Here is an 18,272-nt window from a genome sequence, read left to right as displayed (position 1 = left end):
GTGACCGAAGCCGCCGCCATCGCCCGCTCCAGCGGCCCTGTGACGCAGGCGCGGCTGGTGGTGGATCTGCAACGCCTCGGCGTCCTGCCGGGGATGGCACTGCTGGTTCACACATCCCTGAGCCGGATCGGTTGGGTCTGCGGCGGGGCACGAACAGTGATCGAAAGTCTGCTTCAGGCTGTCGGCCCGGACGGGACGATCGTCATGCCCGCACAGTCTTCCGAACTGAGCGATCCGTCAGGCTGGTGCAATCCCCCTGCGCCGGAAAGCTGGTGGGAGACGATCCGCGCCACCATGCCGCCTTATGACCCGCATCTGACGCCGACGCGGGGCATGGGGCAGATCGCCGAAGTTTTCCGGACGTGGCCCGGCGTGCGGCGCAGCACCCATCCACAGGTTTCGTTCACTGCTCTAGGGCCGCTGGCTGCGGATATTCTGGCGACGCAGCCGATGGAGGATCCGTTCGGCACCCATTCCCCGCTTGCGGCCTTGTCGAGCCATAATGCGCAGGTTCTGATGATCGGGACGGGCTGGGACACCTGCACGGCGTTGCATCTGGCCGAGCGCCTCGCCGAGCCTGACGGGCCAAGATTCCAGGATGGAACCTGCATCACGGCGGATGGAGAGCGCCGCTGGATCCGTATCAGCCTCCCCAAGACGAAAACAGAGCGTTTCACGCTTTTTGGCGCAAGGCTTGATGGAAACGCCCTGCTTAGACACGGGCATATCGGTTCGGCGGCCTCACGCCTGTTCCCGCTCACCCCGACCATTCGCATGGCCGTGCAGGACTGGAGCAGGCAGGAACAGTCGCCGCAGAGCGATCAGTAAGACGCGCTAATCTCTCCAAGGAACATGCGTCCGGCGGACGGCGTGGCGCGGTTGGAGAACAGGCTCTGGTAGTTTAGGCGGTTCGCCAGATTGTAGCCGTTCATCGACACTTTCCAGTGCTGATTGAAGCGGTGCGAGATCATGGCACTGAAATCCAGATTCGCCGGAGCCCGCAGCGTATTGGCCGCATCCAGCCACACATGCTCGCGCCATGTCAGGCCGCCGCCGAACGTCACGTTGTAAGGCTTGCCTGCGAAGGCGTTATAGGCCGACCACAGCGTTGCCTGATTATGCGGCACATACTGAACGTTCTTTCCACGATTGGCCTTCGTGGCGGAATAGGTGGTGCTGCTGTCATACAGGGCATAAGTGGCGGAGACGTTCCAGCCCGGCAGAATGATGCCACCAACGGACAGCTCGAGCCCCTGATTACGCTGCCGGTCGGACGATCCCGTAATTTCGCCCGTTACCGGATCCGCATTCAGCGCATTGCCCTTGTCCAGCCGGAACAGCGACGCCGTCACGCCCAAACGGTCGTGCAGGATGCTGTACTTGGCCCCAAGTTCATAAAGCTGCGCCTTTTCCGGGCTTGCGAAGGAATTGGTGCCTGGACGGATGGGCACGGAGCCGTTGGTCACATACATGCCCATCGGCGTCGTGGAATTGGCCCATGTAAAGTAATAGGTCTGATGCGAATCCGGCGTCAGCACGAGGCTGGCATTGGGATTGAACACCCCGCTCACATCATGGAAATGCTGGTCAGGGTTTTTCGCAACATCTCCACCCGTCAGGTTATAGCTCGTCTGCCAACGATCCCAGCGGAAGCCACCCTTGAGGGATAGCCAGTTCGTGAACCAGATCTGGTCGAACAGGAACAGACCCGTATCGAAACCGTATCCATTGCTGTGAGACTTCGCCCCCAGGGAACCCAGTGAGACGAGCCCAGCCGGATTCATGTCCCCCGGCACCAGATCCAGATTTCCGACATGCGGGTTCGGATTGACCAGACTGGCATACGGCTTGGGCTTCAGATAGGTCGACTGCGACCGAACGTCATTGACGCGCTCGATATCAAAACCTGCAACGACCTGATGCCGCAGGAAGCCTGTATGGAAATCAGCAACCATCGAGCCCACATTTTGCACGGACCAGCTCGTCTGCTGATACGGCAGGGGCGCCATATACGTCCCGGCCCCCGTCCCGGCGCCTGCACCGACCGGCCCCGAGCGCGCCACGAGCGCCTTAGACGGATCGCCACTGAAATAGTTGTTCACGCAGGTCGTATCGCAGGTCGCCTTGGAGGCCGCGAACGTCCGGTAATATTCCCCGCCGCGCAGATCGTCATAGAACGTGATGTGTCTGTTCAGCTTGAAGCTGAAACGGGCCGTTTCCATATTGGCGTTCGTTGCGTTCTGGTCATTATCCGTCCCATACCAGTTAGTGCGACGGATGCCATATTCCGTGATGGGCTGACCGTATTTCGCACCAGGCTTCGTCACGACCGGCACACCGAAATCCGGAATCGAATTTTCCTGCTGGTGCATATATTGCAGAACCAGCGTCGTTCTCTTACCGATCCCGAAGGCCAGCGACGGCGCAATACCCCAACGATGAGAGTACAGATAGTCGCGCCCAACGATATTGTGCTCGTCGCCCATACCCGTGATCCGGAAGGCTGTTGAGTCGTTGATCTTCTGATTGACGTCCAGCGTGCCGCGGTAATAGCTACCAGAACCGCCAGAAAACTCGGCGTTGTAGTGGTTTTTCAGACCGGGCGTCTTGGTGACCATGTTGATAGCGCCGCCCGTCGTACCGTTACCGAACACTTCGGAAGACGGCCCCTTGATGACCGAGACGGTCTCGAAATTGAACGCATCGCGTGAATAGACGCCGAAATCCCGCAGACCATCTTCGTAAATGTCATTCTGGGCCTGAAAACCGCGGATCAGGAACTGATCGCCGTTCATGCCACCTGCACCCTCACCAATGGACGTCGTCACACCCGGTACATTCCGCAGGGCCTCATCGAGGGATTTCACATTCTGCTGCTGCATCAGAGCCTGCGGCACCACATTGATGTTCTGCGGCGTGTGCATCACGTCCTGCGGCATCCGCGACAAACCGGTGGAATTATGCATGGTGTTGAAGCCATGCCCCTGCACCGTCAGGTATTCCGCATCGACACCATCAAGGCTCTGCGTCCTGTTCAGGGATTTTGCCGTAGAACGCGCTTTGGGGTCCGGTTTCTCATCCTTTTTGACGGGATCCGCCGCATAGCCCTGTGAAGACATCAGCAGCGTTCCCGCAACTGACAGCGAAGTGATATGCGCACGTAGCGAACCGGTCATCGAGGGCCTCTTGGTTACAGAAATATCTGTTTGTGTTACAGAGGCCAATATTAGAAATAAGAATCATTCGCAACAAATTTCTGAATGCCTTTCCTTTTCCCAGAAAAACGCTTTCCCGGTTTAAAAACTGTCCAAAAATACATCAGGCTCCCCACCCCAGACATAAAGGGTGACGAGCCTGTCGGGTCTCTTCAGAGTTTTGCAGGCGTCAGAGCGTAATGCCGAGCTGGCCCTGGAAATACAGCAAAGGTGCGCGGTTTTCGTCGAGTTCCAGCGAGACCGGACGCGCCATGAACAGGGCATGCGTGCCGCCCTGGAACGTCTCAACCAGTTCGCAGTGCATCTTGACCAATGAATCGCGGACGAAAGCCGTGCCGTCCGCCGCGCGTTCGATCACATCCGACCCGAACTTGTCGGCCGTGCGGCTGGCGAACAGCATCGCCACATCCTTGTGGTCGTTGCCCAGAATGCTGAGGCCGAACACCCCGGCTTCCGCAATCGCACGATAGGTCGCGCTGGCCCGGTTAAGACAGATCAGCAGCAGAAGCGGATCGAGGGACACGGACGTCAGAGCGCTGATGGTCGCACCCTGCTCGCCTTCGCTGCCTTTGGCCGTCACCACGGCAACACCCGTGGCGAAATGGGACATGGCTTTGCGGAAATCGGTTTCGTTCGGAGTCGTCATGACAATCTCCTTGCCATAATCCGACGGCAAACGCACCTCTCCTTCAAAACCCCAGCGTCATGTCCGCCCCGAACAGGATGCGCCCCATGTGGTGTTGGTCATCGAACGGACGCGTGCTGTTGAGCGAGCGGTCAAAGCGCAGTTCCGGCCGGAACTGTAGCAGCTTGACGTGATGTCCCACATCCGGCCTCCAAACCGTGTTCAACGTCAGGGCCCCATAGGTCGTAGCCGGCGCGGATTCCGAACGCGTCGGATTGCCAAGCATGGCCTGCGCATAGCCTTCGTTCTCCGCGAAACTCGCCACGAAACTCCCGGTATTATCCCGGTACAGCTCGGCTCGCGCATTGACGGTCAAATTTGGACGAATGTGCCACCCGCCCCAGACGACCGCACTGTATGTATCGGCATGCAGGCCTTCGTCATGAAGCTGGTTCAGCTCCGCCGTTACGCTCCATTTTTTCGAGAACGTCCAGGTCCCGTTCAGATCGTTCCAGTACCGCATGGCACCATTCGCCCGTGCCCCAAGAGAGCGCACGGCATTTTCCGGTCCGACCCGCAGCAGATAGGTGAAGGACAGATGCCCGTCCGCCAGATTGTTGCCCGTGACACCAATATAACCAGCCGGACGGCCATTATTGTCACCGCGCCCGAACGACGTCTGGTTGCCGGTATCCGCACCGAACTGAAGATCGAAATGATCGTCCAGATGAAGCTGGAACATGCCGCCCACATGCTCGAACGGCGTAGAATATTCCGTTGTATAGGCCAGCGTATAGAAAGCCCGGGTCGAGGGATCGAGCGCCTCCACCCCCATGGGGGAGGTCAGGATACCGATCTGCCCGTCCAGCCCTTTGGCCGTAAACCAGGGCATGTGAATCGCGACATTCGCGAAAACCGGCATGGCTTGATAGCGGCCGTTGATCCAGCGGTCTGAAACGCCGGCAATCGTGTAACTGCGAGCGTCGGAGCCATAAAGCATCCGCAGATTCATTCCCAGACCATACCCGCCGCCAATCGGATCGACCGGTTTGGTGAGCGTGAAGGTGAGCTGATTCAGAGTTGCCTGATCGGCATAGGGGGAGAGGAGCTGGCCAAAATTAAGGTTACTGGCGGGATGGCTGGAACTGCCCATCACCCCGCCCTCGATCTGGGCGCCAAAGGAAACGTCAGAAAACCACTGATCCGTCCAGGCCTTGCCTTGCCCGGGTGCGGTCTGCTCTCCCACGGTCTGGGCGCCGGCAGCGGAGACTCCGAGCCCCGCAAGAACCGCCAGTATCGCCCCAAACCCCCGACTGAAACGCTGCCTCATGCCATCCACCTTCCGGTTGCATGAGGCATGCCCATAGCACAGGCCCTGTTTTTTACTTAATGTTGCTAAACAGGAATATTTATCAGAATTTCGCCGTATTTGGGTCAGCGCCCATCCGGCCATCCCTGCGATCCATCTGACCGATGACCTGCATGTCGTCCGTATCCAACACAAAGCCGAACACATCCAGGTTTTCCGCCAGACGCTTTGGATTGACCGATTTCGGAATGACGATCAGTCCGCTCTGAATATGCCAGCGGATCACGACTTGAGCCGGAGTGCGGCTGTGCTTCTCGGCGATCTTCCCGATCCGCTCATTGCCTAGGACCTGCCCCTTGCCCAGCGGACGCCAAGACTCGGTGCGAATGTTGTACTTCTCGTGGAATTCCCGCAGGGCGCACTGCTGGAAATCAGGATGCAGTTCGATCTGGTTGACGACCGGCACAACACCCGTGGCATCCATGATCCGTTCCAGGTGCTCCGGATCGAAATTGGACACGCCGATGGACTTCACGCGGCCGGATTTCTTCAGCTCGACCAGCGCCTTCCAAGTCTCGACATACTGCCCCTGAGCCGGCATCGGCCAGTGGATCAGATACAGGTCCAGCACCGGACGGCGCAGCAGACGCGCACTTTCCTCATAAGCCCGCAGGGTACTGTCATAACCCTGCTCGTCATTCCAGAGCTTGGTCGTCAGGAAGACTTCCGGATGGTTTTCCAGACCTTTGCCAACACCTTCCTCATTCTTGTACAAACGCGCCGTATCGACAGACCGGTAACCGAGCTGCACGGCTTCCTTCACGACCTCGGCCGTTTCATCCGGAGGTGTCTGCCACACACCCAGCCCAATCTGGGGCATGGTGTGACCGTCATGAAAGGAAATCACGGTCTGGGCCTCGGCGGATGGAACCTGTGATGACATGTCTGCCTCCCTACAAAAATGAAAACTACGAGCACAAAGCCTGCTGACCGACCAACGCCTGCGTCGAAGAAGGGGTTCAGTCCCCTTTCAGCAGAACTGCCAATTTCAGGCTGAATGCTGCAACCGTGAACGGCTTGACCAGCAGCGCGCAACCCGGCGCCAGGGCCTGATCGCCCAGAACGCTCTGCTCGGCATAGCCCGTGATGAACAGCACCTTCAGCTCAGGCCAGCGTTTCAGCATCTGCTCGCCCAACTCCCGGCCGTTCATGCCACCCGGCATCCCGATATCACTGATGAGAACCGCTGGCGGCACTCCCTCCGCCGCCAACGCCTCAGCCGATGGCCCATCGGATGCCGTCAGCACGATCCCGCCCAGATCCGTCACCATGTCCGACACGATCATCCGCACGGCTTCTTCGTCATCCACGACGAGGACGCGCTGTCCCTCCAGAAGACGCTGCTGGGACGCAACAGGCAAAGACGGCGGTTCGGGACGAATGGTTTTCTGCCCCTGATAGCGCGGCAGCCAGAGCGAAACGACTGTCCCCTGCCCCGGCGTGGAGTGGATCTCCACCTGCCCCCCTGACTGCTGGGTAAATCCGTAGATCATACTCAACCCCAGCCCTGTCCCTTCCCCCAGCGGCTTGGTCGTGAAGAATGGGTCAAAGACACGCTGCACGATCTCGGGCGGCATACCGCAGCCTTCATCCTGCACAGTTAGGACAACATAATCCCCGTCCCGGATGGACATATCTGAGGCAGCATCAGCAGTCAGAACCCTGTTGGCACTCTCAATCTGCAGCATCGTCCCGCGGTCATGCAGGGCATCACGGGCATTGATACACAGGTTCAGGATAGCGTTCTCAAGCTGATTCGCATCCACTCGCGTCAACCACAGGCCTGGCTGCAGATCGAAAACGAGCTCTATGCCCGGCCCGACCGTCCCCCGCAGCAGACTTTCCAACCCGCGCACGAGCGCATTCATGTCCGTGGGTGTAGGATCCAAGGTCTGCCGCCGCGAGAATGCGAGAAGACGATGGGTCAGCGACGCAGCCCGGCGGACCGCATCCTGCGAGGCCGCGATGTAACGCCCCAGCCCGTCTGTCCGTCCCTGCGCCAGACGCAGCCCGATCAGTTCCAGACCGCCCCCGATCCCCGCGAGCAGATTGTTGAAATCATGTGCCAGACCACCCGTGAGCTGCCCGACGGCCTCCATTTTCTGCGCCTGACGGAGCTGCTCTTCCAGTTCGTTGCGCTCGGTCAGGTCACGCCCAACTGCATAGATCGCATCGCCCTCGTCGTTGCAGCTCCAGTTATAGATCCGCCAGCTGCCGTCGGAGCGCCGCATCCGGACATCCAGCCCTGCCGCTGGCCAGGGCGTCCCCGTCAACAGATGCTCGAACGTCTCCAGCAGCTCGCGCCTGTCATCGGGATGGCACAGCGCATCCAGCCGCAGCCCGGCGAGTTCCTCGGTCCTGTAGCCCTGCATCTCTTCCCAGCTCGGACTGACCGCAACGTAATAGCCGTGCCGATCGATGATGACGAACAGGTCGCGTGCAATGTTCCACAACCGGTCGCGCTCGCGGGTCCGTTGCAGAATCCGCTCTTCGAGCATGGCGTTGAGGTCGCGGATCTGCTGCTGCGTGCGGGCCTGCCGCATGGACGCATGGGTGCGGTCCGCCACGGCGCGGGTGAAGACGATTTCCTCGTCCGTCCAGGTATGGGGCGCATCGTGACAGACAAACATCAAGCCAACGAAACGCCCGAACTTGAAGATCGGGACGCAGAGGATCGCCACAATACCATCGGCGTCATAGCGGGCATCGTAACCTGCCGTCAGGGCGTCAGTATGGACATCGGCGATAGCCACGGGCTCGCCCCGCCCCAGGATCGGCCTGAACTCGCCATAATCCGCGAACATCCGCATGCCCACCAGCGGTCGTGTGACCTCCGGTGCGCCACCAACAGTCATGCCGGTCCAATCATCATTGACGACGCCATATCCCGCGCCACTTGCATCCAGTTCACGACAGATGATGTGGGCCGCAACTTCTTCCATCATGCCTGTATCATCCAGCGCGCGGAGCTGATCGCCCAGTTCGACGAGCGCGGCCTGACGAAGAGCCTGGCGCTTGCTCCGGTCGATGTCGAAGACAATGCCGGGGAAGCGGGCCACGCGGCCTTCGTCCCCCAGATCGCAACGTCCATTCCCCTCGAACCAGCGTTGCCCTTCCGGTGTCTCGACCCGAAACTCGAAACGGCATTTCCCGCCCAGCCGCGTCGCCGCCGTAACGGCCTGCACCACCGCGAACCGGTCCCTTGGGTCCACGGAGTCATAAATCACGTTCGGCATGACGCCTTCGCGCAGGCAGGCCGGGTCCAGCCCGAGCGTCTGTGCCAGCCGCACATCACCTGTCATGCGCGAGGCGCTGTCATCCCACATCCATGTTCCAGCGATAGCACCGGCTTCAAGCGCAAGCTGGAGCCGCTCGGCGGACTGATTGGCTTCCGTGAGATCACGGCCAATCGCCAGCAGACGCTGAACATCACCCTCCTCCCCGAAAACCGGCGTCACAGCCACGTCCCAGAAACGGCGTTGCCCTTTCATGGTGATGGCATAACCCTGAAAGCGCGCCGTCTCACCCTCAAGCGCAGCCTGCACCGCCAGAGCCGCCCGGCGACGCGACTGCCCGCGCCACAGATCCACCCAGGGCAGGCCGTGCATAATGATCGGGCTGTCCATTTCCATGGACCTGATGCCACCCTCATTGACGAAGCGGATGCAGCCATCGCAATCAAGAATATGGATGCAGTCCGGCAGGCTGGACAGCAGCAGCAGCGTGAACGCCTCGCTGGAGCGCAGAGCTTCCGCCGTCATGGAGGCAGAGGAAACATCCATCGCCAACCCGACGCTACGGCGGCTGTTCGGACGGCTTTCGTCTTCCCGCCACCCGCGCATTAGAACATGCCGCAAAATCGACCGACGCGGTGTGCGTGATGACGGCGTCTGTGCCGAACCTGGCATAAACGACGACGGGACCAGAATTCGAAAACGCAGTTCGTAGCAGCCGTCGTCCCGCAGGTCGTTCTCAAGACTTCCATCATAGACCAAGCGGTCATCGGGATGCAGGAACACCACAAGCTCGTCGATCGGGACCCCTACGGCCAGACGCTCTGGCGGCAAGCTCCAAATACTGGCGAAACGTGCGTCCCCGGTCACCATCCGTGTCGCGAAATCGCAGCGATAGAAGGCGACATCCGCCGTATCCGCCATGCGCTGCATCCGGAGCTGCATACGCTCCATGATCGCGTCTTCGCCCGATTGCGGTGATGCGGCATGTTCGCGCAACAGATCATCCACCTGAAGGGCACACAGCGCCCGGACATGCTCGAGCGCCGGAGCATTGTGCCGTACGCACAGCCACACCTCCACCACACCGGACCGCACCGGAAGAAGGCGCACGCTGCACGCTTCTAGAGACTGGCCGTCCATCAGGCATGCCGCGCCCTCAGCTGCAATCGCGCTTCCATCGCCCCCCAGAACACGCACGCCATCGGCGTCTCGCAGCAGAAGCGCGGCCTCCCCCCCGCCCTCTGCGGCGGCCAGAGCCAGGAGATGAACACACAGGCTGGACGCACGACCAACAGCGAGCGCCGGAGACAGCATCAGCGTTCCGGAACCACCGTCAGTGTCCTCCACGCGATCCATCATACCTCCCTCTCAGTCCCGGTCATCCGACACACCCCATCCCAGGACCTGAGCCAGGTCCTAGCAGATCCCGCATCCTGTCACGAAACCGCTACAAAAGAATGTGCCACTTTCCAGCATCCCTGACGTTCCTGTCGCGACGCGATCACATTTTCAGGAGTCTGTCATGCTGAACCTCGATCTGAGCGGCCGCACCGCCCTCGTCACCGGCTCGACCGGCGGGATCGGTCTGGCCATTGCCCGAAAGCTGGGCGAGACCGGCGCTACCGTCATCATCAATAGCCGCAAACAGGACAGCGTCGACGGCGCACTCGAGAAACTTGCGAAAGCCGTTCCGGGCGGAGCCTTCCGAAGCGTCGTCGCAGATGTCGGGACCGTCGAAGGCTGCAAGACACTGTTCGAGGCCGAAAGCAACGTGGATGTCCTCATCAACAACGCCGGCATTTTCGCACCCAACGATTTCTTCCAGACAACGGATGAAAGCTGGGAACACCTCTTCGAGGTCAACCTGTTCTCCGGCGTACGTCTCTCCCGCGCCTATCTACCGGGAATGAAGGAGCGCAACTGGGGACGCGTACTGTTTATCGCCTCGGAATCCGCGCTGAACATCCCGGTCGAAATGGTCGATTACGGCGTCAGCAAGACAGCCATGCTCGGTCTGGCCCGTGGGCTTGCGAAGCTGATGGCGGGCACAAACGTGACGGTCAACTCGGTCCTCCCCGGCCCCACATTGTCCGAAGGTGTCGAGGACATGCTGAAAGACCAGAACCCCGACAGCCCCCGCCCGGTCGCGGAACTTGCGGCGGAGTTCGTGCAGAAACACCGTCCAAGCAACATCCTGCGTCGCATGGCCACGGTCGATGAAGTTGCCAATCTTGTCGTTTATGCTGCCTCGCCTCTAGCATCCGCCACGACAGGCGCAGCCTTGCGCGTCGATGGGGGCACTGTCGATACCATCTGATCGAAAAGCCAATCAGGCAGATGGGGGCACCTTCCCCGCCAATCGCTGCAAAGCGATCCGGATATCGGGTTCCACGTCCCGATCGTTACAAAGCGACCGGGCGACGTTCTGCGCAAGGGGAGCCGCGCCATCTCCCTTGCGGAACCATGCCCGCAGAAAAACCTGCAACCGTCTGCGGATCGGTACGGGCATGGTCTCCAGCGCAGCGGCATCGCGCAGTTCGATTACCCACATTCCCATCACCATCGCGTTCAGGTGCCGCCCCATATAAGTGAGCATCACGTCACGCGGAACACCCTGACAGCTCCGTACGGCCCGCACCATGCTGGCGGCATTGATCGCCAGCCACTGATGCACCGTCTGCCCACCGCCTCGTGCAATCAGACGAAGCTGCTGCTCCACCCAGGCCGAAGTCCGCCGCAGATGACTGTCGGCCCGGAACGGGAACACCACGCCAAAGGTAACGCGTGTGAAGATAACCGCCCCCAGAAAGGCACTGGCACCATTGAGAAACGAGACTTCGTCATAGCGCATGAAGTTGGAAGGCCCGATCAGAACGGGCAGGAACATATTGAACGAAAACGCGTGATTCACGAGCTTCGGCGCGCGGGCCGCCAACCCACCGATCACCATCGGGATCATAAGAAGCAGCGCCAGATATTCGGGCGCTGCAACAGCAGGCACGACGAAAAACGCATAGATCCCTGCCACGCCTGCACACCAGACCGCCCCGCGATAAAATCCGGGCGACGCCAGCGCAGGGATCTCACGGGTCGCCAGCAATCCGTAAACCAGCGCCACAAAAGATACGAAAGCCGGACCGGATGGCCAGGCCGTCACCTCCCATAAAAGCCACGCCCCCATGATGCCGGTCGCGGCTCGCAGTCCGTTAAGAACCGCTTCGAGTATATGGCGCGGGGACCGCGTGCGGAACGTAAATCGATCATGGGGCGGGGGCGCGATGATGGCCTGAATATGATTGCGCGCGGCCTGAAGGTCCCGGTCCACATCAATATCAGTCCCCTCACCCTGTGCGCGGGCCAGAACGGCCAGCAAACGCGCCAGCACAGCCCGCGCATGATCCGCACTGCGCCGGGTTCCAGACCCCATTTCAAGGACATCGAACTCAATGCGGGTATTGGCATCAACCAGCTCCGTCAGCAGACAACCCTCGGTTTCGGGATCGAACCGCCCCGCCCGCAGAACATCTGCATGGGCCGCCACCTTCGCCGTGATCTGCTTAAGCTTTCCGAGCAGCCGCACGCGGGCCTGTTGCTGCACATTTGGCAGGAACAGAACTGCCAAACCCGCTTCACAAACCGTACCGAGCATAATGTAGGTGCCACGTGCCATCGCGACGTTGAACACATCATCGGGTTGACTGATCGCACCCGTCGCCACAATGGCGGACGTAAAACTAATGACCAAAAAACCGTACCGACGATAACCGTCCAGAAACGTCGCCCAGCCGCAGCACAATCCGATCCAGACCGCGAGTGCGATGAAAAACAGTCCGGCCTGCTGGGGGAATGCCGCAATCAGCACCACGCCCATGCCGCCCCCAATGATCGTTCCCACAAACCGCCAGCGCGCCTTGGACAGGCTTTCCCCGCGCGAGGCCGTCGCTACAACCCAGACAGTCAGCGGCGCCCATTGCGGGCTGTCCAGCTCCATCCACATAGCAATCAGCAGCGACAGGATCGCCGCCGCCGACGTGCGGACCGCAAAGCCCAGATCCTTCGCGGACGGCGCAAAAAGCCATCCCCAACGTTCGCTCAGATAATCCCGCAGTTCCGATCCGAATGTTGATCCCGACACCGCGAGATCAGCCGCTCTCCCGCCCAAACCTGACACTCTTCCGTCCAAAAAGCCGCAATCTGCGAAGAACGGGCCGGGCCTGTCCAAGACATTGTCATGATTGCATCATAAATCATGCTTATGATTGACGTCAGACTGTCAGCGCATCCTCCAGAACGAGCTGCGTGGCGATTTCCCAGCTTCGGGACATCAGGGCCGTCTGCACGGCCTGTTTCAGCCGTACCAGACCGACACCGGGCGAAGGGCATGACGCAAGCCTACGGATCTGAAGTGGGTTAGCAGGATCGCGCTGTTCCGGCAGGGCCGCAACCGGCAGGATCGTCGCCAGACGCCCGGCCAGCAGCTCCACATACAATAGTTCGAGCGCATTGGTCTCCAGCAGAACATTGGGTTCTACCTCAGCTTTGGTAAAACACTCATCCACGATCTGCCGCGTCCGCATGGAATGCCCCAGAAGGCCAAGCGGATGTTCAGCCGCATCCGCCCAACTGAACATTTTGCGCGATGGCAGTTCCATCCGCGACCCAGCCACGAAGACATACTGCTCCGAATAAAGCTGGTGCGTCTCAAAACTGCCGTCAGCTGGAACCTGATCCAGATAAATCAGCCCCATCTGAAGGCGCTGTTCGATCAAGTCACGCAGGATGTCAGTGTTAGCAGACACGGTCAGCTCGATATGGAGCGCCGGCACGGCGGCCCTGAGGCTTTCCATCAGCAGGGGCATGATCTGAATGGCGGGCGGGATAGTGCCGATCGAAAGCGTGCCACCTGCGACTTCATGCGCGAAATCGGCTTCCTGACGCAGACCATCCAGTGCCGCCACACTCTGCCGCGCCCAGGCCAGCACACGCTCGCCTTCCGGGGTCAGCCCCAGAACACGCCGGTTGCGCCGAACGATGGGTACACCAAGTTCATGCTCGAGCTGACGGATCGCCATTGACAGGGCGGGCTGCGACACATTGCAGTGCTCCGCCGCCCGGGAAAAATGTCGGTAGTGGTCAAGAGCGATGAGATAAGTCAGCTGACGCAGGAACACGAGGGCTTGTCCATAGACACGGAAAGGACAGGAAGTCTGTCGCCCTGATCTGTCCGTGGCAATCCGTCAGACCGCCCGGAAACGCATCCCCGCCTCCTCCTCTATGACCTGATTACATCAGGGTAGAAAATCCAGCCGATTATCACATATATTTTTGAATATTTTCCCAATTATGTGTTATGCTTTAGGGCTCAAGATGGCGAATCATCGTGCCTGTCACAGAAGAGCCTTCCCCTCGATCCCCGGCACAGGCTGTTCTGTCCGGTTTTTCTGCCTTTCCCCTGACAGGTCTGCCCTGCGGGTCGCCGGAGTTTTCCCCGTCATGAGCGACACAGTGCTCAACCCCTCCCCCGCCCCTTCTGCTGCCGTAGCCAAGACGCCCATGGTCGGGCGCATGATGTTCGCTGTTGCGCTGGCTGCGATTGCAGGCCTGATGTTCGGACTGGATGTAGGCGTCATTTCCGGCGCACTCGGCTTTATCCGTGACGAGTTCCATGCTTCCGAATTCGAGCAGTCCTGGATCGTATCATCCATGATGTTCGGCGCGGCCGTGGGAGCCGTAGGCGCAGGCCGCATGTCCTATGCGTTCGGACGCCGCCGCTCCCTGATTTTCAGCGCGTTACTGTTCGTGGCAGGCGGCCTCGTCTGCGCGCTGGCATCCTCGGTTGCGGAACTGATCATCGGGCGCACGATGCTGGGTTTGGCGATCGGTATCGGAAGCTTCGTAGCTCCGCTCTACATTTCCGAAGTCTCGGACATTTCGCGGCGCGGCAGTCTGGTGTCAATGTACCAGTTGATGATCACGCTGGGCATTCTGCTGGCCTTCGTGTCCAACGCCATCCTGTCGTACAGCGGCTCGTGGCGCTGGATGCTAGGGATCATGGCCTTTCCCGGCACGTGTTTCCTGATCGGTTCATTCTTCCTGCCCGATAGCCCGCGCTGGCTGATGCTGCGCGGCCGTCATGAGGAAGCCCTATCCGTCATGAAGGAACTGCGCCACGACCCCGAACACGCGCATCAGGAAATCCGCGATATCCAAGGGCAGATCCATGACCGTCAGCGCGGTCTGGCGATGTTCCTTGAAAACCGCAATTTCCGTCGCGCTGTCCTCCTCGGCATCGTGCTTCAGGTCATGCAGCAGCTCACCGGCATCAACGTGGTCATGTACTACGCACCACGCATCTTTCAGGAAGTCGGCTTCGGGGCAAGTGGCCAGATGTGGGGTACGGCCATCGTCGGCGTGATCAACTGGCTCGCCACGTTCATCGCCATTGCCTTTGCGGACAGCTGGGGCCGTCGTCCAATGCTGATCACGGGATTTGCCATCATGTCAGCCGGCCTCGCGGTTCTGGCGACCATCATGTCAGGCGCCGCGGGCAATACGGACCTGTCGCATTACCTCGCGATCTCGGTCTTGCTGTGCTTCATCGCAGGCTTCGCCTTCTCGGCTGGTCCGCTGGTCTGGGTGCTGTGCTCCGAAGTCATGCCGCTTCAGGGGCGTGATTTCGGCATCACCTGCTCGACCGTGACCAACTGGGTCACGAACATGGTGGTGGGTGCCACATTCCTCGGCCTACTCACAACGCTTGGAGCCTCACACACCTTCTGGCTCTATGCCGGGCTGAATGCGTTCTTCATTTTCATGGTGCTGCTCTTTATTCCGGAGACCAAGGGCGTATCCCTGGAATCCATCGAGACGAAGCTCAATCAGGGCGTCATCCTGCGCAATATCGGCCGCTGAGTTCGCCCTTCAATAAGGCCCTTAGGACACAAAAAAGCCCCCGCTCCAGTCAGGAGCGGGGGCTTTTTCACGCCCGGAGCTTTAGCCGCGACCGGCAGCGATCTTGCGATCGGTGTTGTACTGGCTCAGCGCATAGACCGACCAGATGGCCGCCGGGATCCAGCCAATCACCGTGATCTGAAGAAACAGGCACAGCAGACCAGCAAACGGACGACCGATGGTGAAGAACTGCAACCAGGGCAGAAGCAGGGCAAGAATGAGACGCATGATGCTCTCCTTTCACAAAAATGCTCTGACATCAGTGATCGATGAGAAACGCTTCCGATGCAACTCCGGTTCATAAAGACGACCGCAACCGCAGGCAGCCCGGACGCACAGCAAAAAGGCTCAGAGAGACTGACCAACCGGCTTGAACGTCGCCGTCTTGGTCCGCATCCATCCCCCCTCAAACCCAGCACGCTCCAATCCGGCCCGCAGATAGACGTTCTTCTTCATCGTGTTCCACACGAGGCCGCTGCGCCAGTTTTCCAGCATCAGCAGGATAGGGCCCTGATCAATCCCCAACTGCTGCCCATCGACCCAGTAGCTTTTCTGGTCCGCGAAGGACGGATTGAAGGCGTCGAGGAAGCCGTATTTGTTATAAATCCGGTCTCCGTAACGAGCACGCATTTCCTTGAGCGCCGGCAGGGCAATTTCCGGCGCGAAGGCGATGGACCCGCCCACGGCCGTCGGCGCAATCGTTCCGTCATCGAGGATGTAATCCCGCCCCGCGCCACGCGCGCTATAGGCCAGATAATGACGCTTCTTGCCATCATAGACCTGCTGCGCATCGCCCGGACCGTCGCAGGCCGTTAGCCCCCAGATATTGGGGCCGTAATCCTTCCAATCGCCCGGATTGGCCTGCGCATAGGCCCGCTGGGCATAAGCAGCTTCACGGCCATTCTGGAAATAATCGACGTTATGGGCCCGATCCCACGCATCCTGCACACCCCGGAAATCAATCCAGGATTCGCTGTACTGATGCCCGAACATCGGCGCGAAATTCAGCAGCTTGTGGCCTTCGAAATCGCCCCACTGGTTTTCATAGGTCGCAGTCCACGCCTTCCAGGTATCAGCCGGGAGGGGATGCGTCGGTGAACCAAGCGCCTGAAGATAGATGATCAGACCCTCGTTATAACCCTTCCAGTCGCTGGGCAGGAACGTATGCGGCGGCATCCAACCCATGCTGAGCCAGGGGCCATGCGCCTTCATCCACGTCCAGTCGATCCGGCGATACAGATGATCCGCAATGTCGCGGATTTCCTTTTCCTGCGGCGTGTCGCGATCGAAATAGGACTGCGAGAACAGCACGCCCCCCATCAGCAGCGCCGTATCAACACTCGACAGCTCAGACCAGTCTGCAACACGCAAACCGGTATTTGGATCAAGGAAATGATAGAAGAAACCCTTATAGCCTGCAGCCCCAGAGACGTGATCGTTCTGCGGCAGACTTGCCAGAAAGCGCAGCGTCGTCAGGGTCCGGTCTACGGCCTGCTGACGGGTGATGTAATGCCGCTCCACACCAATCCCGTAAGCCGTCAGGCCAAATCCGACGCTGGCAATGCTCGCTGCACCATTGGGCAGTGGCGCACGGTCCGGTACAAGGCCGTTCTTCGGATTGGCGGTTTCCCAAAACCAGTTGAACGTGCGTTTTTCAAGATCATCGACAAAAGCTGCATCGGCCGCTGGCAGGCTCGCAGGCTGAAGCGCCGGCGTCCGCGCAGTGCTGACCGTTGGCCCGGCTTGTGCGATGCCTAACGTCCCTGCCAGCGCGCCCAGCGCGAGGCCGGCCTGACAGAGGCGGGAAATCCGGGATTTTTTTCTTCGACCACTCACTGTGGCTGGAGAGAAAGTCGGGACTTCAGAAGTCCGCTGCGTCCAGTGCTGCATGCTCATGCGGGGCAGGATAAACAGAAGGAGCGACACCGACGCACCCACCGTTACATCAACTTTTTGTGAATCTCGAAAAGTGAAGGAACTCCGCCCTTACAGGGTCAGAATTTATGACAAGATTGTGGCGAATGTAACATGATCAATATCTGAAATATCAGTCTTCGAAACACTGGCATCCCTGCACAATTCTGTCTGGCACAGCATCCGGGCCGCGATTTCCGCCGTCACGAAGGTCGCGATGACTTCGGGCCGCTTGTCACGCACCCCGAAATCCCCGATCGGACAGACCAGACGGTCAATCCGCTCTGGCGGAATGTCGACCTGCCGGAAGGCGCTCTCGAACCGTTTGCGCTTGGTCCGCGACCCGATCATCCCGACATAGCGCAAGTCGCCCCGCTCCAACGCCGCCCCCGTGATGAGCGCATCCAGCGTGTGGCTTTGCGTCAGCACCAGAACGCCCGATCCGGCAGGAGCCTCCTGCACCAGAGATTCCCATTGCTCTGTCACGAGTACCTCCACACCCGGTGGCACAATCCCGAACTCCTCCTCCCGCGCATCGACCCACACCAGCCGAAGCGGCAGAAGGGCCAAAGCCCGGGCGAGCGCACAGCCCACATGCCCAGCCCCAAACAGCAGCAGTTGCGGCAGTTTTTCCCGGTCAGCGCGCAGTTCATCCTCAAGAGCGTCAGGATCACTCACCCGTTCCATGCGGATGGTAACAGCCCCACCGCAGCACTGATTAATGGCGGGACCCAGAGGAATATGACGCTCGACTGCCTCTCCGCCCGACACGAGAAGCGCGCGCGCCTCCGCCATGCAGTCCCATTCCAGCCGACCGCCGCCGATCGTACCGCTTTGTTCGGTGCGGGTCAGGAGCATGAACGCGCCCTCCTCGCGAGGTGTCGAGCCTTTCGCGCGAATGACGGTCAGGCGCACCATCTCCTGCCCTTCCGCCCGCCAGCGCAGAACATCGGCAAGCATGG

The 18,272-nt window shown here is 60.0% G+C and carries 13 protein-coding genes; 3 read left to right on the top strand and 10 right to left on the bottom strand.

Annotated elements, in window-relative coordinates; translation table 11 throughout:
- Positions 1-828: an aminoglycoside N(3)-acetyltransferase gene (locus GSP01_RS03340; RefSeq protein WP_141350726.1), complete on the top strand. Its 828-nt coding sequence runs from the start codon at positions 1-3 to the stop codon at positions 826-828.
- Here the strand turns inward: GSP01_RS03340 and GSP01_RS03335 are convergent.
- The 5 genes from GSP01_RS03335 to GSP01_RS03315 form a co-directional block, all read right to left on the bottom strand.
- Complete coding sequence (locus GSP01_RS03335; protein WP_228123736.1) at positions 822-3,176, bottom strand: TonB-dependent receptor; 2,355 nt, start codon at positions 3,174-3,176, stop codon at positions 822-824. The two genes, GSP01_RS03340 and GSP01_RS03335, sit on opposite strands and share 7 nt — an antisense overlap.
- Before the next feature lie 208 nt (positions 3,177-3,384).
- The gene (locus GSP01_RS03330) at positions 3,385-3,861 is read right to left on the bottom strand and encodes a flavin reductase family protein (protein ID WP_141350724.1); all 477 of its coding nucleotides are present in this window, start codon (positions 3,859-3,861) and stop codon (positions 3,385-3,387) included.
- A 43-nt stretch (positions 3,862-3,904) separates the two neighbouring features.
- Positions 3,905-5,170 carry an outer membrane beta-barrel protein gene (locus tag GSP01_RS03325; protein WP_141350722.1) on the bottom strand — a complete coding sequence of 422 codons (1,266 nt, stop codon included), beginning with the start codon at positions 5,168-5,170 and terminating at the stop codon, positions 3,905-3,907.
- An 82-nt stretch (positions 5,171-5,252) separates the two neighbouring features.
- Entirely contained in the window at positions 5,253-6,092 is an 840-nt protein-coding gene (locus GSP01_RS03320) for an aldo/keto reductase (protein WP_141350720.1), read from the bottom strand.
- A 76-nt stretch (positions 6,093-6,168) separates the two neighbouring features.
- Positions 6,169-9,804 carry a PAS domain-containing protein gene (locus GSP01_RS03315; RefSeq protein ID WP_228123735.1) on the bottom strand — a complete coding sequence of 1,212 codons (3,636 nt, stop codon included), beginning with the start codon at positions 9,802-9,804 and terminating at the stop codon, positions 6,169-6,171.
- 163 nt (positions 9,805-9,967) lie between these two features.
- Between GSP01_RS03315 and GSP01_RS03310 the strand changes: the two genes are divergently transcribed.
- On the top strand, positions 9,968-10,762 hold the full coding sequence (locus GSP01_RS03310; RefSeq protein ID WP_141350718.1) for an SDR family NAD(P)-dependent oxidoreductase: 795 nt from the start codon (positions 9,968-9,970) through the stop codon (positions 10,760-10,762).
- A gap of 12 nt (positions 10,763-10,774) precedes the next feature.
- On the opposite strand, the gene GSP01_RS03305 is transcribed toward GSP01_RS03310, so the two are convergent.
- Together GSP01_RS03305 and GSP01_RS03300 are read right to left on the bottom strand one after the other, a co-directional pair.
- The gene (locus tag GSP01_RS03305) at positions 10,775-12,580 is read right to left on the bottom strand and encodes an FUSC family protein (RefSeq protein WP_237468975.1); all 1,806 of its coding nucleotides are present in this window, start codon (positions 12,578-12,580) and stop codon (positions 10,775-10,777) included.
- Positions 12,581-12,710: 130 nt separating this feature from the next.
- Entirely contained in the window at positions 12,711-13,616 is a 906-nt protein-coding gene (locus tag GSP01_RS03300) for a LysR family transcriptional regulator (RefSeq protein WP_141350715.1), read from the bottom strand.
- A gap of 322 nt (positions 13,617-13,938) precedes the next feature.
- Between GSP01_RS03300 and GSP01_RS03295 the strand changes: the two genes are divergently transcribed.
- On the top strand, positions 13,939-15,357 hold the full coding sequence (locus tag GSP01_RS03295; RefSeq protein WP_141350713.1) for a sugar porter family MFS transporter: 1,419 nt from the start codon (positions 13,939-13,941) through the stop codon (positions 15,355-15,357).
- A gap of 81 nt (positions 15,358-15,438) precedes the next feature.
- Here the strand turns inward: GSP01_RS03295 and GSP01_RS03290 are convergent, their stop codons facing one another.
- The 3 genes from GSP01_RS03290 to xdhC all read right to left on the bottom strand — a co-directional run bounded on the left by GSP01_RS03290 (position 15,439) and on the right by xdhC (position 18,270).
- A complete protein-coding gene (locus tag GSP01_RS03290) occupies positions 15,439-15,624 on the bottom strand; it encodes a YqaE/Pmp3 family membrane protein (protein WP_141350711.1) in 186 nt (61 codons plus the stop codon).
- A gap of 120 nt (positions 15,625-15,744) precedes the next feature.
- Complete coding sequence (locus tag GSP01_RS03285) at positions 15,745-17,166, bottom strand: glucoamylase family protein (protein WP_373320046.1); 1,422 nt, start codon at positions 17,164-17,166, stop codon at positions 15,745-15,747.
- Between the two features lie 231 nt (positions 17,167-17,397).
- On the bottom strand, positions 17,398-18,270 hold the full coding sequence (xdhC, locus tag GSP01_RS03280; protein ID WP_141350709.1) for a xanthine dehydrogenase accessory protein XdhC: 873 nt from the start codon (positions 18,268-18,270) through the stop codon (positions 17,398-17,400).
- Positions 18,271-18,272: the final 2 nt, after the last annotated feature.

This window comes from Gluconobacter sphaericus NBRC 12467 (assembly GCF_006539125.1).
Classification (GTDB): Bacteria; Pseudomonadota; Alphaproteobacteria; order Acetobacterales; family Acetobacteraceae; genus Gluconobacter; species Gluconobacter sphaericus.
The sequence above is the reverse complement of the archived record's forward strand: the minus strand, read 5'-3'. Positions and strand labels throughout refer to the sequence as shown.

What these genes read in the sequence shown, in the direction of transcription:
- GSP01_RS03335 (WP_228123736.1), bottom strand. Translation starts at nt 3,176, where the DNA reads ATGACCGGTTCGCTACGTGCGCATATCACTTCGCTGTCAGTTGCGGGA.
- GSP01_RS03330 (WP_141350724.1), bottom strand. Translation starts at nt 3,861, where the DNA reads ATGACGACTCCGAACGAAACCGATTTCCGCAAAGCCATGTCCCATTTC.
- GSP01_RS03325 (WP_141350722.1), bottom strand. Translation starts at nt 5,170, where the DNA reads ATGAGGCAGCGTTTCAGTCGGGGGTTTGGGGCGATACTGGCGGTTCTT.
- GSP01_RS03320 (WP_141350720.1), bottom strand. Translation starts at nt 6,092, where the DNA reads ATGTCATCACAGGTTCCATCCGCCGAGGCCCAGACCGTGATTTCCTTT.
- GSP01_RS03315 (WP_228123735.1), bottom strand. Translation starts at nt 9,804, where the DNA reads ATGATGGATCGCGTGGAGGACACTGACGGTGGTTCCGGAACGCTGATG.
- GSP01_RS03310 (WP_141350718.1), top strand. Translation starts at nt 9,968, where the DNA reads ATGCTGAACCTCGATCTGAGCGGCCGCACCGCCCTCGTCACCGGCTCG.
- GSP01_RS03295 (WP_141350713.1), top strand. Translation starts at nt 13,939, where the DNA reads ATGAGCGACACAGTGCTCAACCCCTCCCCCGCCCCTTCTGCTGCCGTA.
- GSP01_RS03290 (WP_141350711.1), bottom strand. Translation starts at nt 15,624, where the DNA reads ATGCGTCTCATTCTTGCCCTGCTTCTGCCCTGGTTGCAGTTCTTCACC.
- xdhC (WP_141350709.1), bottom strand. Translation starts at nt 18,270, where the DNA reads ATGCTTGCCGATGTTCTGCGCTGGCGGGCGGAAGGGCAGGAGATGGTG.